The 21,290-nt window shown below is 60.6% G+C and carries 20 protein-coding genes; 10 read left to right on the top strand and 10 right to left on the bottom strand.

Annotation, left to right across the window (positions count from 1 at the left end; genetic code table 11):
- Window positions 1–35: 35 nt before the first annotated feature.
- The 5 genes from pqqA to ACJSDX_RS02830 all read right to left on the bottom strand — a co-directional run bounded on the left by pqqA (window position 36) and on the right by ACJSDX_RS02830 (window position 4,145).
- Window positions 36–107, bottom strand: a complete 72-nt coding sequence (pqqA, locus tag ACJSDX_RS02850) for a pyrroloquinoline quinone precursor peptide PqqA (RefSeq protein ID WP_081774944.1) — start codon at window positions 105–107, stop codon at window positions 36–38.
- A gap of 151 nt (window positions 108–258) precedes the next feature.
- A complete protein-coding gene (locus ACJSDX_RS02845; RefSeq protein ID WP_309565881.1) occupies window positions 259–393 on the bottom strand; it encodes an entericidin A/B family lipoprotein in 135 nt (44 codons plus the stop codon).
- A gap of 95 nt (window positions 394–488) precedes the next feature.
- Window positions 489–1,697, bottom strand: coding sequence for a lysophospholipid transporter LplT (gene lplT / locus ACJSDX_RS02840; RefSeq protein ID WP_407993400.1), 1,209 nt, complete (start codon window positions 1,695–1,697; stop codon window positions 489–491).
- A gap of 2 nt (window positions 1,698–1,699) precedes the next feature.
- A complete protein-coding gene (gene aas, locus ACJSDX_RS02835; protein ID WP_407993399.1) occupies window positions 1,700–3,823 on the bottom strand; it encodes a bifunctional acyl-ACP--phospholipid O-acyltransferase/long-chain-fatty-acid--ACP ligase in 2,124 nt (707 codons plus the stop codon).
- A gap of 16 nt (window positions 3,824–3,839) precedes the next feature.
- On the bottom strand, window positions 3,840–4,145 hold the full coding sequence (locus ACJSDX_RS02830) for an ArsR/SmtB family transcription factor (RefSeq protein ID WP_309565877.1): 306 nt from the start codon (window positions 4,143–4,145) through the stop codon (window positions 3,840–3,842).
- 149 nt (window positions 4,146–4,294) lie between these two features.
- Here ACJSDX_RS02830 and ACJSDX_RS02825 point away from each other — a divergent pair, with 149 nt between their 5' ends.
- The 7 genes from ACJSDX_RS02825 (at window position 4,295) to ACJSDX_RS02795 (ending at window position 13,663) form a co-directional block, all read left to right on the top strand.
- Window positions 4,295–5,044: a 2OG-Fe dioxygenase family protein gene (locus ACJSDX_RS02825; RefSeq protein WP_407993398.1), complete on the top strand. Its 750-nt coding sequence runs from the start codon at window positions 4,295–4,297 to the stop codon at window positions 5,042–5,044.
- 256 nt (window positions 5,045–5,300) lie between these two features.
- Entirely contained in the window at window positions 5,301–8,987 is a 3,687-nt protein-coding gene (locus tag ACJSDX_RS02820) for an EAL domain-containing protein (RefSeq protein WP_407993397.1), read from the top strand.
- Between the two features lie 83 nt (window positions 8,988–9,070).
- A complete protein-coding gene (locus tag ACJSDX_RS02815) occupies window positions 9,071–9,352 on the top strand; it encodes a DUF5666 domain-containing protein (RefSeq protein WP_407993396.1) in 282 nt (93 codons plus the stop codon).
- Between the two features lie 289 nt (window positions 9,353–9,641).
- Window positions 9,642–11,441 (top strand): GGDEF domain-containing protein, encoded by a 1,800-nt coding sequence (locus ACJSDX_RS02810; RefSeq protein ID WP_407993395.1) that lies wholly within the window; start codon window positions 9,642–9,644, stop codon window positions 11,439–11,441.
- Complete coding sequence (locus ACJSDX_RS02805; RefSeq protein ID WP_407993394.1) at window positions 11,441–11,869, top strand: GNAT family N-acetyltransferase; 429 nt, start codon at window positions 11,441–11,443, stop codon at window positions 11,867–11,869. Before ACJSDX_RS02810 ends, ACJSDX_RS02805 begins: the two co-directional genes overlap by 1 nt.
- 128 nt (window positions 11,870–11,997) lie before the next feature.
- Window positions 11,998–12,360, top strand: coding sequence for a VanZ family protein (locus ACJSDX_RS02800; RefSeq protein WP_407993393.1), 363 nt, complete (start codon window positions 11,998–12,000; stop codon window positions 12,358–12,360).
- Window positions 12,361–12,427: 67 nt separating this feature from the next.
- Window positions 12,428–13,663, top strand: coding sequence for an MFS transporter (locus ACJSDX_RS02795; protein WP_407993392.1), 1,236 nt, complete (start codon window positions 12,428–12,430; stop codon window positions 13,661–13,663).
- A 21-nt stretch (window positions 13,664–13,684) separates the two neighbouring features.
- Here ACJSDX_RS02795 and ACJSDX_RS02790 read toward each other — a convergent pair whose 3' ends face one another.
- Window positions 13,685–14,599: a LysR family transcriptional regulator gene (locus ACJSDX_RS02790; RefSeq protein ID WP_407993391.1), complete on the bottom strand. Its 915-nt coding sequence runs from the start codon at window positions 14,597–14,599 to the stop codon at window positions 13,685–13,687.
- Between the two features lie 178 nt (window positions 14,600–14,777).
- Here ACJSDX_RS02790 and ACJSDX_RS02785 point away from each other — a divergent pair, with 178 nt between their 5' ends.
- From ACJSDX_RS02785 to ACJSDX_RS02775, 3 genes are read left to right on the top strand one after another with little or no spacing between them, the layout of a single operon-like run.
- Window positions 14,778–15,239 carry a (2Fe-2S)-binding protein gene (locus ACJSDX_RS02785; protein WP_407993390.1) on the top strand — a complete coding sequence of 154 codons (462 nt, stop codon included), beginning with the start codon at window positions 14,778–14,780 and terminating at the stop codon, window positions 15,237–15,239.
- A complete protein-coding gene (locus tag ACJSDX_RS02780; RefSeq protein WP_407993389.1) occupies window positions 15,236–17,536 on the top strand; it encodes a xanthine dehydrogenase family protein molybdopterin-binding subunit in 2,301 nt (766 codons plus the stop codon). The genes ACJSDX_RS02785 and ACJSDX_RS02780 overlap by 4 nt, the downstream gene beginning before the upstream one ends.
- Before the next feature lie 4 nt (window positions 17,537–17,540).
- Window positions 17,541–18,545, top strand: coding sequence for an XdhC family protein (locus ACJSDX_RS02775; protein ID WP_407993388.1), 1,005 nt, complete (start codon window positions 17,541–17,543; stop codon window positions 18,543–18,545).
- Window positions 18,546–18,719: 174 nt separating this feature from the next.
- Here ACJSDX_RS02775 and ACJSDX_RS02770 read toward each other — a convergent pair whose 3' ends face one another.
- From ACJSDX_RS02770 to ACJSDX_RS02755, 4 genes are all read right to left on the bottom strand, one after another.
- On the bottom strand, window positions 18,720–19,316 hold the full coding sequence (locus tag ACJSDX_RS02770; protein ID WP_407993387.1) for a nucleotidyltransferase family protein: 597 nt from the start codon (window positions 19,314–19,316) through the stop codon (window positions 18,720–18,722).
- Window positions 19,317–19,335: 19 nt separating this feature from the next.
- Entirely contained in the window at window positions 19,336–19,767 is a 432-nt protein-coding gene (locus ACJSDX_RS02765) for an NUDIX hydrolase (RefSeq protein WP_407993386.1), read from the bottom strand.
- Between the two features lie 62 nt (window positions 19,768–19,829).
- A complete protein-coding gene (locus ACJSDX_RS02760; RefSeq protein ID WP_407993385.1) occupies window positions 19,830–20,330 on the bottom strand; it encodes a ProQ/FinO family protein in 501 nt (166 codons plus the stop codon).
- A 131-nt stretch (window positions 20,331–20,461) separates the two neighbouring features.
- Complete coding sequence (locus tag ACJSDX_RS02755) at window positions 20,462–21,283, bottom strand: mechanosensitive ion channel family protein (protein WP_407993384.1); 822 nt, start codon at window positions 21,281–21,283, stop codon at window positions 20,462–20,464.
- Between the last annotated feature and the right edge of the window lie 7 nt (window positions 21,284–21,290).

The raw sequence follows: 21,290 nt of genomic DNA, 5'->3' as shown, positions 1-21,290 counted from the left end.
AAGCTCCCATTCACTTGATGTACCTGGGCAATCGATTAGCGATTGCAAACGTACATTGTCACTTCAAAGCCGAAACGCATTTCGGTCACTTCTGGCTTGGTCCACATGATAAACCTCCTTAGTAGATGATTTCGGGGTTGTAACCGTTTTGCAAACTGCAGAACGTGGATCAAACTCTACGCCCCTCGAACAGGTTTGGCATGCGTGCAAGCCATTAAAACCAGCTCATGATTTTCATGAGCATGAATGTGCTTGAGCTTACTTATGGCGTTCTGCCGAATCTTCCAGCTTCTCGCCGCCGCGCTGGATATCCTGCCCGGCGCCCTTCATGGTATTACAGCCAGTCAGGGCAATAAACCCGCACAACATCAGGAACGCAGTCAATTTCTTCATGGTGCTCTCCTCGTAAATGATCAGGTCTTAGCAATATAGTGGCTTTAGCTCAGCAACAAATTCAGGCATCGGCTGAATGATATGTAGGATGGCTCCTACCTGGCTTCCTGGCGGATGCGGGACCAGGCGAGCCAGCCGATCGCCAGGAACACCAACCCGCCTATGGTCACGGTAATCGGGATGACGGGCAACTGTTGCTTGCTGAGCAGGATGTAGAGTCCCATCATCAAGAGCATGCTGATATTCTCGAACAGGTTCTGGATCGCGATGGCGTGGCCGGAGCCCACGGATTCGTGGCCCCTTTCCTGCAGCAGCGCATTGAGCGGCACGGCGTAGAAACCGCCGAGAAAGCCGATCAGCAGCAGCCATGCGATCGCGGTGGCGATGTTGCCGCTATAGGCAAACGCCATGATCGCCAGCCCGATCAGGACGCCCGCGGGCAAGGCGCGGTTGACCGTGCGCAGGTTCACCCAGCGCGCGGCGGCAATCGCGCCTAGCGCAATGCCGATGGCGACGGCGCCGCTGAGGTTGGCCGGCGTGCTCAGGTCGTGGATGTTCAACGCGACCGGCACCCAGGCCACCAGCAGGAAGCGCAAGGTGCTGCCCGCCCCCCAGAAAATGCTGGTGCCGACGATGGAAAACTTCGCATCCCGGTCCTGCATCAAGGTGCGGGTTGCATGGAAGAAGTCCCGGCACATGGCGAGCGGCGCGAAGTTGGTAAGGACATGGGAGGGCGGCAGCCGGGGGATCAGCAGGTTGATGGCGGCGGCAAGCAGGTAGGCCGTTGCGATGGCATACAATGCGCCGGCCAGCCAGTAGTCCGCGAGCCAGCCGCCTACCACCGCGCCTAGCAGGATGGCGACAATGGTGGAACCTTCCATGAGGCTGTTGGCCTTGACCAGCTTTTCCACTGCCACCAGTTCGCTCAGGATGCCGTACTTGGCGGGCGAGTAGGCGGCCGCGCCGAGGCCGACCATGCCATAGGCGAGCAAGGGGTTGAGCCCCGCGAGCATGGCCGCGGCGCCGAGGAACTTCATGCTGTTGGCTATCAGCATCACGCGCCCCTTTGGCAATGTATCGGCGAACGGCCCGGCAAAGGGCGCCAGGATGATATAGGCAATCACGAAGAATTCCTGCAATAGCGGAACCTGCCATGCCGGGGCGCTACCGGCCTTGATCAGGGCGATCGCGGCAAACAGCAGCGCGTTGTCGGCCAAAGCGGAGAGGAACTGGGCAAGCATGACGGCCAGCATGCCGCGGCTGAGCAGCGAGGTTTGCGGGACGGTCGGGTTGTGAGCTGTCATGGTTATCTTTCGTTTTCAGCCATTTGCTTGAGCGTGACGTAGTCGGTCTTGCCGGTGCCGAGCAGCGGCAGCGCCTTGACGGCCACGATCCTGCGGGCAACCGCGAGTTCGATGTTGCCGGTGTGGCGTGCGGCGTGCGCCAGGGCATCGCGGGCCAGCGCGGCATCCGTGGTATACAGCACGATATTCTCTCCGCGTTGTGTGTCGCTTTGTGTAGTCGCGGCATGCTGGTGGTCGGGCGACGCTGCGTGGGCGATTTGCTCCACGGTTTCCAGCGAGACCATTTCACCCGCGACCTTGGCAAAGCGCTTCACCCGTCCCTGGATGGTGACGAAGCCGCGGGCATCCATGTCGACGATGTCGCCCGTGTCGTACCAGCCGTCCTGCGGCGGCTGCAGCTTGCCGGGATTGTCGTAGAAATAGTAGCCCAGCATCACGTTGGGGCCCTTGACCTTGAGCAGGCCGCCGCCGTCGATGCCGGGCACCGGCTCCAGTTGATGGTCCAGGCCGGGCAGCAGCATGCCGACGCTGCCGGCCTGGTTCGCCATGGGAGTGTTCACCGCCAGTACGGGGGCGCACTCGGTCGCGCCATAGCCCTCCAGGATGCGGATGCCGAACTTGTCCATCCACAGTTTGCGGACTTCATTGCTGAGCTTTTCCGCTCCCGCCACCACGTAACGCATCTTGTAGAAGTCATATGGATGCGCGAACTTGGCATAGTTGCCGAGAAAGGTGCTGGTGCCGAACAGCGCGGTACAGCCGCGGTCGTAGATCACTTCCGGGATGACGCGGTAGTGCAGCGGCGATGGGTAGATGAACACCTTGCTGCCGCATACCAAGGGCATGATGCCGCCGCAGGTGAAGCCGAAGGCATGGAACAAGGGCAATGCCATCATGAACTTGTCGCGGTGCGAAAAATCGATCACGGCGCGGATCTGCGCAATATTGGCGAGGATGCCGCGGTGACTGTGCACCACGCCCTTGGGCTTGCCTTCGGAGCCTGACGTGAACAATACCACCGCGGGCGCGTCTGGGTTGCGTACCCGCGCAATGCGCTTGGGAAAGCGTAACGCATACGCCATCAGCCATAGTTTGTCGGCAAGTCCAAACTCGCTGCGCATGTCTTCCAGGTACACCACGTCGATATGACTTAGCTTGGTGACGGCATCGACCAGCTTGGCGGTCTCGAGGAATTTGCGCGAGGTGATGACGGTCTTGATCCCGGCGGCAATGCAGGCGTTCTGCATGCCCCTGGTGCCGGCCGTATAGTTGAGCATGGCGGGGATGCGGCCAAGAGCGCTCATGCCGAAGATCAGGCAAACCGTGTTGGTGACATTGGGCATCAGCACGCCGACGGTCTCCCCTTCGGCGCTGACCTTGCTGGCAATGCGGCCGAGTGCCAGGCTTTTCTTGAGCACGCTGCCATAGTCCTCCTCTACTTGCTGCATGTCCTCCACCAGCTTGCGCTTGCGGCCATAAGTATCAATCGCGTTGAGGAGCGCGCCGTACAGGGTGTCGGTGGGCTCGGAGGCGAACATCATGTGCTGCATGATGCCTTGCATTTGTTCGCCTGCCAGGCGGCGCCTCTGCTTGGCGCTGGGCGCGTCAGGCATCGGCAGGGCGGTAGGCGGCAGGATAGTGAGCGTGATCTTGGGCAGCAGCTGGCGCGGGAAGTCGCGCTCCAGGCGGCTGAACCAGCTTCTTGCCGCGCCGCGGATGCGTACCGGCAGGATGGTGGCGCCAGTCTTGGCGGCAACGAAGGCAGGCCCGTCATAGACTTTCATGAGGCTGCCGGTGAGCGTGATGCGGCCTTCGGGAAAGATCATCACCGATTCGCCAGCTTCGAGAAGGCGGATGACTTTCTTCATCGCCAGCGGGCTGGCGGTATCGACGGCCAAATGGGGGACATGGCCCAGTATCCAGCGGAAGAACCAGTTGTCCAGCACCGTGGTATGCACGACGAAGGTGGTGCGGATCGGCAGGAACAGGCCGAGCAGGAAGCCATCGAGAAAGGAATCGTGGTTGCTGATGATGAGGAGCTTTTCAGGCGATGGGATGTGTTCCTGCCCGAATACTTCAATGCGGAACAGCAGGCGGGTGATGGTCTTGGTCAATGACAGCAACATTGGGGAATCTCTTTCGTTAGATTTCTTGTTGGATGTAATGCAGCACGCTTTGCAGGGCGGTCTGCATATAGTCTTTGTCTATGGAAAAAAGCACCTCTTTACCTACTTTTTCACTCTTCAATGCGCCTCCCTGTTGCAGCACCTTAAGATGATGGGTGATGGCGGTCCGACTCAGGTCCGAGGCGCTGACGATCTGGCTGATGCTCAAGCGCTCGCCAGGTTCGAACGAAAGCAGGATGCGCTGGCGGTGCGCATCGCCAAGTGCGACGAATAGATCGGAAATGTCCTGCCATTCGGTTGGGATATTGACGGGCGTTTTCATAACTAAATAATTAGTTATGTAGTGATGATTGTCAATAAGTTTTTTTCAAAGATCGTTCGCGATTCGCTAATATGCTGGTGTAGTTCGCAGGACATGTTGATGCCTGTGGATGCTTGAGAATAATGAGAACCAACCCCTGGCGGTGTTAAGTGAGTGAAAAGCTTTTGATGCAGGTAAATGATACGGTAAGCCTTTGTGAAAAGATCACGGGCGATGGATTCAGCTTTGTCCCGGGGCAACAAATAAAAGCATGGCTGCTGGCTTCCAATCCTGACGCGTTATCGGACTGGCAGGCGTTTGACGCCAGCTGGGACGGGATGCCCCTGGATGAATACATGGCGGATGGCGGGCGCTACCGCCGCCGCCGCTTTGCAACGCTGAGCGCCGAAGCCGAAGGCCCTATCGTGCTGGAGCCACACCAGCCGCATTACCAGAGCCGGGAGTACAACTCGCTCAATGGCGGGATTGCGCGCATCTACGAACCCATACCCTCCAGCCTGATCCATGGGCAGACAATGCAGGGTATCCTGCAGCTCAGCCGCGACTTGTTCAGCCGCCTGCGCCCGCAGGCGCGCTGGCATATCGAAGTGCACCAATTCCGCATAGAGGCCAACCAGCAGGAGCATGGCCAGCCTGCACCCGAAGGCGTGCATCGCGACGGCGTGGACTATGTGCTGGTCATGATGGTCAAGCGCGTTAATATTTCCAGCGGCACCACGACCCTGCACAACCTGGATAAAGTCGTGCTGGACAGCTTCACCCTCACCAACCCGCTGGACTGGGCGCTGGTGGACGACCGGCGATGTATGCATGGCGTGACGCCTGTCGAGCAGATCGACCCCGCCATGGCGGCATATCGCGACGTCCTGGTGGTGACGTTTACTGATAAGAGCAGCTAACAGCGCTCTTATCTGTCGTTGTCGTCCTGCCTTGCCGTGCTATTTTGTAGTGCGCTGTTTTGTATTCCCCGTTGCAGAGTGCCTGGCCAGGAACGCTTCGCTGAGTTTCGTTGGCGGCCCTAAGTCCTGAAAGGGATGTGTTCGTGTTTCTGTTGAACCTGATGGGTGCAGTATTGAGAGTATTTCGCTGAGCGGCAGCAGTTTGCTCTGTCGGCGAAAGTGAAGGAATATGGACTGTTCAATTCATCATATTGTGATGCGTTTCTTGTTATTGAGCCTCCTGCTGGTGAGCGGGCAAGGCTTTGCCGAGCCTTTGGAAAAGGTCAGGCTGCAACTCAAGTGGTATCACCAGTTTCAGTTCGCCGGCTATTACGCGGCCCAGGCAAAAGGCTTTTACCGTGAGGAAGGCCTCGATGTCGAGATCGTGGAAGCGGACATGGCGCACTCTTCCATCGAGCGCGTTGTCTCCGGCACGGCGCATTACGGGGTCGGGGATGCCGAAATCGCCATCGCCCGCCTGCACGGCAAGCCGATCGTGGCGCTCGCCGCGATCTTCCAGCACCCTCCCCACGTACTGCTGAGCAAGAAATCCAGCCACATACGCAGCCCTGCAGACCTGGTGGGCAAGCGCATCATGTTGGCGAATACCGAATGGCGGGACGCCCAGCACCGGGCATTGCTGCGCAAGCATGGCATTGACATGCAGGAAGTCACCATCCTGCCACACAGCGGCAGATTGGAGGATTTGCTGGAGGACAAGGTGGAGGCCATCTCCGCCTATGCCACCGTCGAGCCCTTGCGCATGGCGGAGCTAGGTGTCGAAACCTCGATGCTGATGGCGATGGATTTCGGCGTCGATTTCTACGGCGACACGCTGTTTACCACCGAGTCCGAGCGCAACGCGCATCCGGACCGGGTGGAGGCCTTTCTGCGCGCGAGCCTGAAGGGCTGGAAATATGCGCTGGCCAATCCGCATGAAATCGCGCAGCTGATCGTGCACATGCCTTCCGCCAGGAAACCGGCCCCCAGCTTGAAACAGCTGATGTACGAAGCCAAGGAGATGGAGCGCTTTATTCTGCTGGATGTGGTTGAGCTGGGGCGCATGACGCGTGCACGCTGGGAGTTCATTGCTCGCATGTTTGTCGATCTCGGTCTGATTGAGCCCGGTTATTCACTCAATGGATTCCTCTTGAAAGAGGAGGAAGACACCACGCATCTGGTCAAGTGGTTCGCGGGCGGCGCGTTGCTGGTGAGTCTGGCTGCGGGCCTGGTATTGCTCTGGAACCTGCAAATCCGCAGAAAGGTGCGGGAGCGCACGGAGGCATTGCATGCGGAAATCCATCAGCGGAAGCTGGTCGAGATGGAACTGGAATCCAGCCAGGAGCAAGTCAGGCTGACTTTCCACAGCGCCTCCGCTGGGATCGCCATGATTTCCATCGAGGGACGGTTTCTGCTGGTGAACCCGGCTTTCTGCGACATCGTCGGCTATTCCGAGAATGAGTTGAAGAGCCTGCACTGCCATGACCTGGATTATGGGCAGAATGACCTGGAGGCGTGGAAAAACCGGCAGCGCCTGTTGGAGGGCGAGATCGACCATTCGGTAGTGGAAAAGCGCTACAGGACGAAGTCCGGCCGTTCTGTCTGGGTGCGCATCAGTGCGACCCTGGTCAAGAACCCGGACGGCAGTCCGCGCAACCTGATCAAGGTGGTGGAAAACATCGAGCAGCAAAAGCGCCAGGAAAGCCTGCAGGTCGAGCAGCGGCACCTCTTGGAGCGCATTGCCGCCGGCGCCGTCCTCGACGACGTGTTGCTGGCGACAGTGGCGTTGCTGGAGGAGCAATATCCGGACGTGCTGTGCTCGATCATGTTGCTGGACAAGCCGGATACGTTCGGCAGAAGCATTGCGCTGCGCTTGCCGAAACGTTATCTGGACAAGCTCAAGGGCTTGCAGATCGGGCCTTCGGTAGGCTCTTGCGGTACGGCGGCGTACGAGCGCCGCACGGTGGTGGTGGCGGACGTTCAGCAGGACCCGTTATGGACGGATTACCGCGACCTGGCCAAGCGCTACGGGCTGAGGGCGTGCTGGTCGATGCCGATCTTGTCGAGCAGCCAGCAGGTGCTGGGCACGTTCGCCGTGTATGGCCGCGAGGTGCGCGTGCCCGAACAGCGTGAAATGGAATTGGTGAGCGCATGCTCGCATATCGTCGGCATCGCGATCGAGCGCCATCACTCCGAGGAGCAGCTCAAACTGCTGGAAACCAGCATTGCCCGCCTCAACGACATCGTGCTGATCGCCGAGGCCGATCCGGAAGGCATACAAAGCCCGCGCCTCATTTTCGTCAACAAGGCGTTCGAGCGGCTGACCGGCTATACGGCCGAGGAGGTGCTGGGCAAGGACCCCGGCCTGCTCGATGGGCCAGGCACGCAGATGGATGAAATGCGCAGGGTGAAGGCCCTGCTTAAGCAGGGCGAATCCGTGCGCACCGAGCTGATCAATTACAGGAAGAACGGCGATGAGATCTGGCTGGAAATGGATATCCTGCCGATAGCGAACAACGCCGGGGTGTTCACGCACTGGGTCGCGGTCGAGCGCGATATTACCGAGCGCAAGGCGGCAGAAAGCAGGATCCAGCATCTGGCGTTCTACGATATGCTGACCAATCTGCCCAACCGGCTGCTGTTGCTGGACCGGCTCGAGCAGGCACTGCTCAACAGCATGCGGCTCAAGCGCTCCGGTGCCCTGCTGTTCCTGGACCTGGACAATTTCAAGACGCTCAACGACACCCATGGCCACGATTTCGGCGACATGCTGTTGGAGCAGGTGGCGCAACGCCTGCTCGGCAGCGTGCGCATTACCGATACCGTGGCGCGCCTGGGCGGGGACGAGTTCGTGGTGGTGCTGGAGAACTTGAGCGAGCAAAGCGGCGACGCGGCGCAGGAGGCCAGCCTGGTCGCCGACAAGATTCTCCTGGCGTTGAGCCAGCCGTTCGGGTTGTCGGGATATGAGCATTATTCGTCCTGCAGCATCGGGGTCGCCTTGTTCTGCATTGAGCAACAGGTCACTGTGGATGAATTGTTGAAGCGGGCCGACTTGGCCATGTACGAGGCAAAAGCCGCCGGGCGCAATACCTTCCGTTTTTTCGACCCGGCGATGCAGGCATTGATCACCAAGCGTGCCGCCATGGAAGAAGACTTGCGCCAGGCCTTGCGGCGTGAAGAAATGCGCCTGTACTACCAGCCACAGGTGGACAGCCACGGCCAATTGCAGGGTGCAGAGGCGTTGATACGCTGGGAGCACCCGCAACAAGGCTTGCTCTCCCCGGCAGCATTCATTGAGCTCGCCGAGGAAACAGGCTTGATCCTGCCGATTGGCGAGTGGGTTCTCAAGACCGCATGCCTGCAGCTGGTGGCTTGGGCAGAGCGTCCGGAAACTGCAAACTTGGGCTTGTCTGTCAATGTGAGCGCACGCCAACTGCACCAGCATGATTTTATTGACCACATATTTGAGATCCTCAAGGAGACGGGAGCCAATCCGCAACTCCTCAAGCTGGAGCTCACGGAAAGCACCCTGGTGGAAAATATCGAGGACATGATCGTCAAGATGAATACCCTCAAGGCCATGGGAGTGAGCTTTTCCATGGACGATTTTGGTACGGGATATTCATCATTGGCCTACTTGAAGCGCTTGCCGTTGTCCCAGCTCAAGATCGACCGCTCGTTCGTACGGGACGTGCTGGTCGACAGCAATGACGCCTCCATCGTGCAAACCATCATCGCCCTGGGGCAGGGCTTGGGGATTGAAGTGGTGGCGGAAGGCGTGGAAAGCCGCGAGCAGCAGCTGTTCCTGGCGGAGCATGGTTGCCTGGCGTATCAAGGCTATCTTTTCGGCAAGCCGCAACCAGTCGAACAGCTTGAGTGCGAGTTTGGCCTGGCTAGAAATTGACATCAGGCCGGTTTTTGGGAACTATTCCTCTGGATGTGTGCAATTTTTCACATATCTTCTGTATTCACACGAGGAGAAGTGCCATGAAAAAAATACTATGTTCGGGTGTTGCTATGCTTGTGCTTGCCGGATCGGCATTGAGCGTGCAGGCGGCGGAAGAAGAGTTCTACGGCGTGCTTGAAAGCCGTCCGCAAACAGCGGAAGGCACCTGGGTGGTATCCGGGCGCAAGCTGGAAGTGACCAAGAAGACCGAGCTTGAGGAAAAGCATGGCCCGCTGGTCGTCGGCGCCTGTGTAGAGGTTGAAATCGAGGACGGGCTGGTGGAGGAAATCGAAACCAAGAAGAAGGAAAAGTGTGCCAAGTAACGCAACCTTGCCATGAGGTTGCTTGAGGCGCCAGTCATCAAGCCGCGGGATTTGCCTTCTTGCATTGAGTCCCAGCAATGCGCTTGATGACTGCCCGGACCTGGCCTGTTCTACTCTGCCAGGGACATTGCCTGCCATGACGCTGCATCCGCAGAATGCCGGGGTAAAAATCTGCTTGATCCATATATTGAATCCTCCTGATTAGCGCTATGCTAATCGCCAGGGTTGCATGGGGCAGCCTGACGGCCGTCTCGGCCAACTTCACTATTTGTCTGAAGATTGAGCAATCATGCAAGAATCCGCTTCTGCCATTGAGATTGCGCGTCAAACACTGATACAACTTTCCTCGCGCAAGATACCGCCCACGCCGGACAATTTCCGTATCGTCTATGACGAAATTGCCGGGGTGAAATCCATGGATAGCGCTGCCGAGCTTGCCAATGCCTTGGATGAGGTGCTGCTCGTCGCAGGCGTGCAGAGCCCGAAATACCTGGCTGCGGCGCAGGCGATCAAGCAGTCAGTGTATGCCCGCAACTGGCCGCGCTTCAAGGAGCAGCTGGGCAACCTGCTGCCTCAGGCGGCGGCAAAGGACGATGTCACCTGGCCCGCGGCATTGCGCCATTTGCTCAAGCAGCTGGAAAGCAGCCACAGGGGCATCACTCTCAGCCGCAAGCGCGAGGGCTTGCAGCGCTTGCTGAACAATTTCGAGCAGGATCCTGCATTGCCGCAGAAAATCCATGCATTGGCGAGCTCATGGGGGGCAGGCATCAGCGAGGACTTGGTGGACGGCGCCCAGCAGGAGGGGGCGGCAGTACAGGAATCATCCCCAATGCAGGCCGGCAATGAGCAGGAACCGGCACGCACCTATTATGCGAGGATCGCCGATCATTGGCGCAATATGCTGATGCGCACGATCAACCTGATCGTGATCCCCCAATTGGCGGCATGGCCTGAAATGGCGAAGAAGGCGGAAGCCTTGCTCGAGGATATCCGCCTCGCCTATGCGGAAAACGATGTGCTGAAGCAGGCGGAAAGCCTGAAAGCCGTCCTGTTCACGCTGGAAATGCACGGCGACACCCAGCAGCGCACCCATGAAGGCCTGCTGCAATTGCTGCGTTTGGTGGTGACCAGCATGAACGAGCTGGTGATGGAAGATCAATGGTTGCACGGGCAGGCCATGATCGTGCAGGAACTGCTGCAAAAGCCGTTGTCCCTGGATATGCTGTACGACGCGGAAAGCAGCCTCAAGGAGCTGATTTTCAAGCAGGGGCAGCTCAAGCCCCGCTTGCTGGACGCCAGGGATTCCATGAAGAAAATGGCGGAGGTCTTTGTCGGCCGCCTGGCGGACCTGGTGGACAGCACCAACGAATACCAGGAGAAAATCGACGGCTACAAGCAGAAAATCACCGAGTCTGAAGATATTGTCGAGCTGAATGCGCTGATCGACCGCATGCTGGAAGATACGCGCAGCATCAGCTTCAATATCCGCCAATCGCGGGAGATACTGACAGAAACCCAGCAGCGCGTGGTAGAGTCCGAACGCCTGGTGCAGGAACTGACTGCCAAGCTGGAGCATGTGAATGAAGTCGCGCATGAGGATTTCCTCACGGGCACGTTGAACCGGCGCGGCATGGAGCAGGCGCTGGAGCGCGAGTTCGACCGGGCGAACCGCCATGCCACGCGCTTGAGCCTGGCGATGATGGATATCGACCATTTCAAGCGCCTCAACGATAAGCTCGGCCATGCGACGGGCGACAAGGCCTTGGTGCATTTGTCCAAGGTGATCAAGGAATCCTTGCGCAGCACCGATGTGCTGGCGCGTTATGGCGGCGAGGAATTCATCATCATCCTGCCGGGCACGGGAGAGGCCGAGGCCGTGGAGATCATGAAGCGTGCGCAGCGCGACCTCACGCGCAATTTCTTCATGCACGACAATGAGCGCGTCTTGATCACCTTCAGCGCCGGCGTCGCGGAACGCGAGCAGGACGAACCGGCCCAGTCGTTGCTGCCGCGGGCGGACAGGGCCCTCTATCGCGCCAAGCAGGCGGGCCGCAACCTGGTGGCCGGCGCGGCCGATATCGCCAAGTGATGTTCACCGAGATTGCCTATGGTTCCGATCTCTACCGGCAGAGCCTGCATTTGCGGGAGCAAGTGTTGCGCATCCCGCTCGGCCTGACGCTGAGCGCCTCGGACATGGCCGGAGAGGATCAGCAAAAACATTTTGGTATCGTCGAACAACACGCATTGCTGGCTTGCCTGGTGATCAAGGCCGGGCAGCAGCCATTGGCGAAGCTGCGGCAAATGGTCGTAGCCCCCGCCATGCAGGGGCGGGGATTGGGCAGGCTGCTGGTGGATGCCGCAGAGCTGTGGCTGCGGCAGGCCGGATTCGACCAAGTCGTATTGGATGCGCGCGAAACCGCGATCGGCTTTTACCAGTCGTTAGGATACCGTGTCGATGGCCCTGTATTCCAGCAGGTGGGCATCCCTCATCGCTGCATGTATAAGCTGCTGGCATGACCCGTGCATGGGTTAATGATGGCTGCTGGAGCCCTGCCGTGCTAGCATGACGCATCCGCTGCCATGAGGCGTGGCGCTGTCACCGCGGTTCGCCGCATATCATTTTTACTGGCCTGAATACAAAGCAATTGATTACACCTGAACGCCTGAAGTACCTGGCACTGGGCATGCTCATCCTGTTGGTTGCCGGCATTTTTATCGGAGGGGAAGCGCCCGGGGCAGGATCGTTGTTCCCGTCGCCTTGGGATAAAGTCGTGCATTTCTTCGTCTTCGGCACTATCGGGGTGCTCGCGGGCCTGGCGTTTTTACGGCTGCCGCTGGCTGCCGTCTGGATCATCGTCGTGGCCCTGGGCGCTGCCGATGAGCTGCACCAGTTGTATATTGAGGGGCGGCAAGCCGGCCTGGACGACTTGCTGGCAGATGCACTGGGAGGCTTGGCCGCATTACCGGTGCTTGCCTTGGTGCGGCGCTGGCTGGGCCAATATTCGTGACCTTGGGGAAATAGTCTTAATCTGTGCCATAGTGTCATGAGGGCGGCGCATTCTTTACAATACCGACATGACCCCTGACGTTTCACCTTATCCGCTACGCAATATTGCGTTCCTGAAATTGCTGGCCTTCCGCGTCAGCATCACGTTTTCCTACCAGATCATGGCGGTGGTGGTGGGCTGGCATGTCTACCAGATCACGCGCGACCCCCTGTCGCTGGGCCTGATCGGTTTGGCCGAGGTGGTCCCCTATTTCTGTACTGCCCTGTTCGCCGGTTATGCCGTCGACCATTATTCGCGCCGCATGTTCGGCGTGATGGCGTGCATCGTGCTGGTGATCAACGCCCTCGTGCTGGCGGGGATCGCGGCCGGGTGGTTGTGGCATCCCAGCGAATCGTCGCAATTCATTTATCTTTCGATTGCCTGCGTCGGTTTTGCGCGCGCTTTCATCGGCCCGTCCTATAGCGCCCTGTTTGCACTGGTATTGCCGCGCCAGCAATTCGCCCGGGCGGCCAGCATCGGCAGCTCGGTACTGCAGACCGGGCTGGTGCTGGGGCCGGCGATCGGGGGCGGGGTGATCGCCCTCGCGGGAATCAGCACGGCTTACGCCTGTTCCGCAGTGTTCGCAGGGGTCGCCGTCGCCGCCATGCTGAGCCTGCAGGTGAAGACGCCGGTTGTCGAGGCGGATGCGCCAATCTTTGCCAGCATCGCCCAGGGCTTGCGCTTTGTATTCAGCAACCAGGTCATGCTGGGTGCGCAGGCGCTGGACATGTTTGCCGTGTTGTTCGGCGGCGCAGTCGCCATGCTGCCGATGTTTATCCATGACGTGTTCCAGCACGGGCCTGAAGGCCTGGGCATCTTGCGTGCCGCCCCCGCAGTCGGCGCGATAGCCACCGGCGTCTGGCTGACGCACCACCCGGTCAATCGCCGTGCCGGGCGGATATTGCTGGTGGCTGTGGCCGGGTTCGGGTTCAGCATCATCGCTTTCGCCTTGAGCAGGAATTTCTGGCTAGCGGCGTTCCTGTTGCTGATTTCAGGTATTTGCGACGGCGTGTCGGTCGTGGTGCGGACGACCATTATGCAACTGGTCACCCCGGATGAAATGCGCGGCCGTGTCTCCGCGATCAACGGCATATTCATCGGCTCCTCCAATGAGCTGGGCGCATTCGAGTCGGGAATGGCGGCCAGGCTGATGGGCTTGATCCCTTCCGTCATTTTCGGCGGGGCGATGACAATTGCGGTAGTGGGCGCAGTAGCGCGTTTTGCGCCCAAGCTGCGCCGCCTCAATATGCGTGACTTGCATTGACCTATTTAAGACCGCAGCCGCCTAACGCTGAGTAGGGAAATGCGCCGGGTCGCTCAATGCCTGGACAATTTCGTCATACACCAGGCGGATACGCTCCGGCACCGGGCCGCGGCGCGGACGGTAGACATTCAAGTCCCAGGCCGGCGCCACGAACTCGTCAAGCACGCTCACCAGTTCTCCGCTTTCGAGCTGCGGTATCACCAGCGGGGCGCCGATCTGGGCGAAGCCGACGCCGTCCAGGGCAAGCGACACCTCGCTATCGGAATCGTCGGTGATGAAGCTGGCCTGCCGGGGGTTGATCTGCTGCCCGTCGGCGAAGAACCAGGGCCAGTTCTTCCCGCTGCTCTTGTCGACGAGGGCGATGGTGGGGACGTGATGCAAATCCTCCAGTTGCTGCGGCGTGCCTGCGCGTGCCGCCAGCTCCGGCGTGGCGACGACGAGGAACGATACCTTGGCGAGCGAGCGGGCGACAAAACTGCTGTCGCGCAGCAATCCCACGCGCACCCCGATATCAATCTGCTGTTCCACCACGTCGCTGTGCATGTCGGAGAGGCGCAAGTCGATGGTGATATGCGGATGCTCCCTGGCGATGCGGCTCAGTATGGGCTGCAGGAAACGCCTGCCGATCACGACCGGGGCGGTGATGCGCACCACGCCGCCTATGTCCCGCTCCTGCCGCTTGCCGCTGGTCATGAACAAATCATCCACGCCGCTGATGGCGTCGCGCCCGCGCAGGGCCAACTGCTCGCCAAACTCGGTGATGCGTATCTGCCGCGTATTGCGGTAGAACAGGGGTTCTCCCAGCAGCGATTCCAGCTCCTTGACCGCGCGGGTTACCGCCTGCGGCGAGATGCTGAGCCTTGCGGCGGCCTCCTTGAAGCTGGAGGCCTCGGCGGTGGCGCAGAAGATACGCATCATTTCCAGGCGGTTGAGCATAACGGTTCCGGTTGAAAGTCCAGCCCTTATTATTCCATAAAATGGAATTCTAAAATGAGCATATTTCCATTTATAGAATAGGGGAATTTGCGCATACTCGGCATATCCCATTGATAGCAAACGATATATTTAATCGTATATAGCGTTTGCCGGTTTGCAAAAAAAGAAAGGAATTCACATGGTAACGCTGGACATCAACGGCAAAAGCCAGCAGCTCGATGTGCCGAACGATATGCCCTTGCTGTGGGCGATCCGCGATATCGCACAATTGACCGGGACCAAGTTCGGCTGCGGCATGGCGTTGTGCGGGGCATGCACCGTGCATCTGGACAGCGAGCCCGTCAGGGCTTGCGTCACCCCGGTGTCGGCCGCGGTGGGCAAGAAAATCACGACGGTCGAGGCCGTGGGCGAGGACAAGGTCGGCAAGGCGGTGCAGGCGGCCTGGCTGGAACTGGGCGTCGCCCAGTGCGGCTATTGCCAGGCCGGGCAGATCATGTCGGCAACCGCGCTGCTGCGCACCACGCCTAATCCCACGGACGAGGATATCGACGAAGCCATGAGCGGCAATATCTGCCGCTGCGGCACTTATCCCCGCATCCGCGCGGCGATCAAGCTTGCCGCCAAGGAGGGTGCGAAATGAGCCGGGAACTGGTATTGGACTTGCCGGACCTCAGCCGCCGGCGCCTGCTCAAGGGCATGGGCCTGGCGACCGGCCTCGCCCTTACGATCGGCGTCAACGGCCTGGTGCGAGCCGCAGTGGAAGAGCCCAAGAAATACGGCGGCGACGCCATGCCGGGCGGCCTCAAGGAGGACGTGCTGGTATTCGTCTCCATCGGTACGGACGGCATCGTCAACATCGTCGCGCACCGCTCGGAAATGGGCCAGGGCGTGCGTACCAGCCTGCCCTTGGTGGTGGCTGACGAGTTGGAGGCGGACTGGGCGCGGGTCAACGTGGTGCAGGCCGAGGGCAACGAGGCGCGGTATGGCAATCAGAACACCGACGGCTCGCGCAGCATGCGCCATCACTTCGAGCCTATGCGCCGCATCGGCGCAACGGCCCGCATGATGCTGGAAGCCGCCGCTGCCGCCACTTGGGGCGTGCCTGTCGGCGAAGTGCAGGCAAGGCAGCATCAGGTCATCCACAAGCCTAGCGGCAAGACGCTGGGTTACGGCGAGCTGGCGACGGCAGCGGCCAAGATTCCCGTGCCTGCGAAAGCGCAATTGAAGCTCAAGCCGGCTTCGGAGTTCCGCTACATCGGCAAACAGAACACGCGCAATGTCGATGGCCAGAAAATCGTCACCGGCACCACGCATTACGGCATCGATACCAAGCTGGAAGGCATGCTGTATGCCGTGGTGGCGCGGCCGCCGGTATTCGGCGGCAAGGTGAAGTCCTTCGATGCCAGTGCCGCGCTCAAGGTGCCGGGCGTCGCCAAGGTCATCGAGCTGCAAAGCAGCAGCCTGCCGCCATTGTTCCACCCCCTGGGCGGCATCGCGGTGCTGGCGAGCAATACCTGGGCTGCCATCAAGGGACGCGAGGCGCTCAAGATCGACTGGGACCACGGCGCCAATGCCGCTTACGACTCGCCCGCCTTCCGCAAAACCCTGGAGGATGCCGCACGCAAGCCAGCCAAGGCCGTGCGCAACAACGGCGACGCCGCGGGCGTGCTGGCAAAATCCAAGCAGATTTTTGCCGCCGAATATTACCAGCCGCATATTGCCCACAGCACCATGGAGCCGCCGGCAGCGACCGTGCGCATCGTCAACGGCAAATGCGAGGCCTGGGCATGCGTGCAGGACCCGCAAGCGACGGTGAACGCCTTGGCAGGCCATCTCGGCTTCAAGCCGGAAAACGTCCGCGTCAACGTCACCTTGCTCGGCGGCGGTTTCGGCCGCAAATCCAAGCCGGATTTCGTGGTGGAAGCCGCCCTGCTATCCCAGGCGATGGACGGCAAGCCGGTCAAGGTCACCTGGACGCGCGAGGACGACCTGCACCACGACTATTTCCATACGGTCTCGCTTGAGCGTATCGAGGCCGCACTGGATGCCAAGGGCGTGCCGACAGCATGGCTGCATCGCACGACGGCGCCCACCATCGCCTCGACCTTCGTCGAGAACGCCAAGGGCGGCGCGCCGTTCGAGCTCGGCATGGGGGCGGTGAACCTGCCGTTCAACATCCCCAACATGCGGGTCGAGAGTCCTGAAGTGCCCGCGCACACCCGTATCGGCTGGTTCCGCTCGGTGTCCAATATTCCGCACGCCTTTGCCACCCAGTCCTTCGTGGCCGAGCTGGCGCACAAGGCTAAGCGCGACCACCGCGATTACCTATTGGACCTGCTCGGCCCCGCGCGCAAGGTCGCCCCGGACAGCATCTCCGATAGCTGGAACTACGGCGAGTCGCCCGAGCGCTACCCGCTGGATACCGGGCGCATGCGCCACGTGGTGGAACTGGCCACGCAGAAAGCCGGCTGGGAACGCAAGCTGCCCAAGGGCCACGGCCTGGGCCTGGCGTTCTGCTACAGCTTCGTCACCTATGTTGCCGCCGTGGTCGAGGTGGTGGTGGGCGATGACCGCGAGATCAGCATTCCGCGCGTGGACATCGCCGTGGATTGCGGTCCGCAGGTCAACCCGGACCGTATCCGCTCGCAGGCGGAGGGCGCGTGCATCATGGGCGCCAGCCTGACGCTCACGGGAGAGATCAGCTTCAAGAACGGCGTTGCCCAGCAGAGCAATTTCCATGAGTACCAAGTGATGCGCATAGAGGAGGCGCCGCGCGAGATTCGCGTGCATCTGGTCGAGCACAAGCTGGATGTGCCGTTGGGCGGCATCGGCGAGCCTGTGACGCCGACGATCGCCCCTGCGATCTGCAACGCCATTTTTGCCGCTACGGGCAAGCGCATCCGTACCCTGCCGATCCGCGACCAGTTGAAGGCATAAGCTCATGCATGCTCCTGAGCAGGAAGTGCTGGAACACGCCATCGCCTGGTTGCAGGCGGGCCATCGCGTGCATCTGTGCACCGTGGTACGCACCTGGGGCTCGTCGCCGCGCCTGCCGGGCGCCATGCTGGCATTGCGGGACGATGGACAGTTGCTGGGCTCCGTTTCCGGCGGCTGCATCGAGGACGAGCTGATCGACCAGGCGCGCCATGGCCGCCTGCCGGAGGTGAATGGCTTGCTCGAATACGGCGTCAGCCGCGACGAGGCGCAGCGGTATGGCATCCCTTGCGGCGGCCGTCTGCAGATTTTCGTCGAACAGGTGACGGACGCCAGTGTTTTGCTGCCGGTCTTGGACAGCCTGCGGCAACGCAGATTGCTGCGCCGCTCCGTCCGGCTTGGCACGAATGAAGTTATTCTGGGCGAAGCCATGCCGGGTGCCGTGGCTTGCCTGGAGGATGGCTGGTTCCACCATTATTTCGGGCCGCAATGGCGCTTGCTCGTCATCGGCGCCAACCAGCTGGGCGCCATGCTCGCGAGCATGGCGCAGGCGCTGGAATTCAATGTGCTGTTGTGCGACCCGCGCGAGGAAATCCGCGCGCAATGGCAGGTCGATGGCGTGCAATGGTGCGAAGGCATGCCCGATGACGTGGTGCTGGAGATTGCGCCTGACGCCTATACCGCGATCGTGGCGGTGACGCACGACCCCAAGCTAGACGACATGGCCTTGCTGGAGGCATTGCGCTCGGAAGCCTTCTACGTCGGCGCGCTCGGCTCTAGGCTCAACCAGGATAAGCGCCGCGAGCGCATGCGCATGTTCGACCTCAACGAGGAGGAAATCGGCCGCTTGCACGGCCCGGTAGGCCTGCCTATCGGCAGCCGCACCCCTGCGGAAATCGCGGTCGCGATCCTGGCCGAGATCATCCAGATCCGCTCGCAGCAGCGTGCGGCGGCGATCACCAGCCAGTCGATTGCAAATGCGCTGTCGGCAGGCAGCGCTTGCGCCAGTTAAGAGCGGAGAGGCGAACAAAACTTTCCTGGCGTCGTTGCCCTGTCTTGCCATACTGCTTCTTGTACTACCTGAAGCGGAACGCCTTGCCAGGACCGCTTCGCTAAGTTTTGTCAGCCGCTCTAATAAGCGCAAGCCGCTACATTGCTTTTGCTTTCTTCCTGCAGGCTTGCCCGGTCAGGGTTGCGGCAATAAGCGCTGCAGTTCCTCCCAGGTGTCGAAGTCCTGCAGGATGCCCGGGTCATCGCATTCCAGTAGCCGAATTTCTTTTGCATGGCGGCGCAGCACCGAGCGTGCGCCCTCGTCGCCGGTCAAGCTCGCCAGCTCGGTAAAAAAACGCCTGCCGAAGCCTACCGGGTGTCCGCGTACTCCTTGGTACGCAGGCGCGGCGATATGTGCGCCTGCCGCGAGCTGCCCGGCGACGGCGACAATAGTCTCCGGGCGGATGAACGGCATATCCGCCAGCGCTACAACGACGGCATCCGGAGGTGCGGTCCGTAAAAGGACATGCCGCACGGCGGCAGCCAGGCTGTCGGCCATTTCCTGTTGCTCGGGCTGGCAGACGAGGACTTCCATGCCGATGCCTGAAAGCAATGTGGCGAGATCGGGAGTCTCGGGCCTGACCACGGCCAGGCTCTCGGGCAAGGCCGCGAGCAGGTGTTGCGCGGAGACGATTGCGGTCGGCTGTCCCGGCTGTAACGGGAAAAGCAGCTTGTTGCCATGAGTGAAGCGACGGGAGTGGCCGGCCGCGAGCAGGATGCCGGTAACGTTCATGTCCTATCCAATATCGGCGCTAACACCCGTCAGCAGCCATGTGCGATATGCCCAGGCGGGCGACCTCGGCCACATCCTTGCTCAACAGCAAATTGGTGTCATGGAGCGCGTCGAGCGAGAACCACCCTGTCTCCAGGGCATCGTCGGCGGGAGCCGGCGTGCCTGAAATCCACCGGCATAGCACCGCGATCAAGATGAAATGCTGCTGGCTAGAAGGCTGAGCATCGCCGGAGAATGCGTCCAGCGCCGTCAGGACGCTGATCGCCTTGCCCTCGATGCCGGTTTCCTCGAGAAGCTCGCGGGTGGCGGCCTGCTCGATGCACTCGCCGGCATTGATCTTGCCGCCCGGAAACCCCCAATAGCCCGCATCAGGCGGGTTGGCGCGCCTTACCAGCAATACCTGGCGATCATGGACGATGACGGCGATGGCGGCGGGAACCGGGTAAGGCATCAACGCGACGGGGATGGATTGGCAGGGACGTCATGCAGGTCGGCGGGTCTTACTAGGATGCGTCAGGCGGCCGGTTCTGCGGGATTCTCTTCGGGAGGAGTGGCGGCTGGCGTTGCATCCGGCTTGGGCTTGCGCGGCTGCTTGCGCCGCGCTTCCAGGGAGCGCGCCTGCGCGGCATCGCGTGCCGTGACCTCTCCCGCCGGGTTGCCTTCGAGGTCGACGCGAGGCGCCCCCTCGACGATGCTGGCCCAATAGCGCGTGCCGCGGCACCAGGTCTTCACCGCATCCGTGATCGTGGCTTCCTCCAGGCCGATTTCCTTGGCTTTCGCCAGCAGTTCCTGGTGGATGCCGATCTTGAGCGGCAGCTTGGGCGCCGGGTTCTTGGGAAATGTCTTGGGAAAGTGCCTTTGCAGCCTGCCTATGCTGAGCACCACGGGGTCGACCGGGTTCTCCGGCTTGCGCGGCGCGGCGGTCCTTGGCTTTGCCTGGGGCTTGGCCGGACGTTCCGCCTTGGCCTTGGCTGCCAGTTGTTTTTTCAGTTCTGCGAGTTGTTCGAAGCCCATGATGGTGTTTTGGAAACAAAAACGGGATTCTACTACTGAAAGCCGGGTAGCCAGAAGGTTATTGCATTCCCTAGCGTTGCAATCTTGCTTGCCCTGTCAGCAAGGCTGCATATCCCGGCGAAAAGCGCATGTCAGCTGGCCTCTTGCACCGGTGTGTCCAGTGCCTGTTTCAAGCGGTAGATGAATTCCCTGCGCACGCTGCTCTTTTCCGATGGCCGGACCTGGAAGCGGGCGCGCAGCACGGCGGTTTCGTGGTCCATCTGGTCGACGCCGGCCACTTCGAGGTCGCCTTCAATCTTGTTCTGGTAGGCTTCTTCCGCACGCAATTGCTTGCCGATTTCACGCATGGTCTGCAGGATGCGGCTGAAATCGCTGGCGATCGGCACCTTGATGTCGATCACGGCATAGGCAAAGCCGCGGCTCATGTTGCTCACGGTGGTGATGACGCTGTTGGGGATGAAGTGCACGGTGCCTTCGTAGTCGCGCAGTCGGATGTGGCGCAGGGTCACCTCTTCCACGGTGCCGCTCTTTCCCGCAGCCTCGATCGAGTCGCCCTGGCGGATCTGGTTTTCCAGCAGCATGACCAGGCCGTTGAAGTAATCCTTGACCAGGCTCTGCGAGCCGAAGCCGACGGCCACGCCGACGATACCGGCAGCGGCGAGCACTGGAGCGAGCGAGATGCCGAATTCATGTAGGACCTCGATCACGGCAATGCTGCCGATCACGGTGGAAGCGATATAGCTGATGACGCGTCCCAGGGTCTCGATGCGCTTGAGCTCCTCCAGGTTCTGCTGCGCATGCGTGCGCAATCTGCCCTTGAGCAGGCGGATCGCCTTGTTGCATAGCTGCACGAGGATGATGGCTGCAAGGACGATGAACAGGATGCGCAGGCCGGACAGGATCAGCGGGATGATGTTCTCGGGAACGCCTAGGGAAGCGAGGAATGATGGCATGGGTTTC

This window comes from Methylobacillus draconifructus (genome assembly GCF_045984355.1).
In the GTDB taxonomy this organism is placed as follows: Bacteria; Pseudomonadota; Gammaproteobacteria; order Burkholderiales; family Methylophilaceae; genus Methylobacillus; species Methylobacillus flagellatus_A.
This window is presented reverse-complemented; position numbering and strand designations above follow the sequence as displayed.

Coding starts and splice junctions, on each gene's coding strand:
- ACJSDX_RS02830 (WP_309565877.1), bottom strand. CDS start 4,145: ATGAAAACGCCCGTCAATATCCCAACCGAATGGCAGGACATTTCCGAT.
- ACJSDX_RS02755 (WP_407993384.1), bottom strand. CDS start 21,283: ATGCCATCATTCCTCGCTTCCCTAGGCGTTCCCGAGAACATCATCCCG.
- ACJSDX_RS02810 (WP_407993395.1), top strand. CDS start 9,642: ATGCAAGAATCCGCTTCTGCCATTGAGATTGCGCGTCAAACACTGATA.
- ACJSDX_RS02760 (WP_407993385.1), bottom strand. CDS start 20,330: ATGGGCTTCGAACAACTCGCAGAACTGAAAAAACAACTGGCAGCCAAG.
- ACJSDX_RS02780 (WP_407993389.1), top strand. CDS start 15,236: ATGAGCCGGGAACTGGTATTGGACTTGCCGGACCTCAGCCGCCGGCGC.
- lplT (WP_407993400.1), bottom strand. CDS start 1,697: ATGACAGCTCACAACCCGACCGTCCCGCAAACCTCGCTGCTCAGCCGC.
- ACJSDX_RS02795 (WP_407993392.1), top strand. CDS start 12,428: ATGACCCCTGACGTTTCACCTTATCCGCTACGCAATATTGCGTTCCTG.
- ACJSDX_RS02820 (WP_407993397.1), top strand. CDS start 5,301: ATGCGTTTCTTGTTATTGAGCCTCCTGCTGGTGAGCGGGCAAGGCTTT.
- ACJSDX_RS02765 (WP_407993386.1), bottom strand. CDS start 19,767: ATGCCTTACCCGGTTCCCGCCGCCATCGCCGTCATCGTCCATGATCGC.
- ACJSDX_RS02805 (WP_407993394.1), top strand. CDS start 11,441: ATGTTCACCGAGATTGCCTATGGTTCCGATCTCTACCGGCAGAGCCTG.
- ACJSDX_RS02775 (WP_407993388.1), top strand. CDS start 17,541: ATGCATGCTCCTGAGCAGGAAGTGCTGGAACACGCCATCGCCTGGTTG.
- ACJSDX_RS02770 (WP_407993387.1), bottom strand. CDS start 19,316: ATGAACGTTACCGGCATCCTGCTCGCGGCCGGCCACTCCCGTCGCTTC.
- ACJSDX_RS02790 (WP_407993391.1), bottom strand. CDS start 14,599: ATGCTCAACCGCCTGGAAATGATGCGTATCTTCTGCGCCACCGCCGAG.
- ACJSDX_RS02785 (WP_407993390.1), top strand. CDS start 14,778: ATGGTAACGCTGGACATCAACGGCAAAAGCCAGCAGCTCGATGTGCCG.
- ACJSDX_RS02815 (WP_407993396.1), top strand. CDS start 9,071: ATGAAAAAAATACTATGTTCGGGTGTTGCTATGCTTGTGCTTGCCGGA.
- ACJSDX_RS02845 (WP_309565881.1), bottom strand. CDS start 393: ATGAAGAAATTGACTGCGTTCCTGATGTTGTGCGGGTTTATTGCCCTG.
- aas (WP_407993399.1), bottom strand. CDS start 3,823: ATGTTGCTGTCATTGACCAAGACCATCACCCGCCTGCTGTTCCGCATT.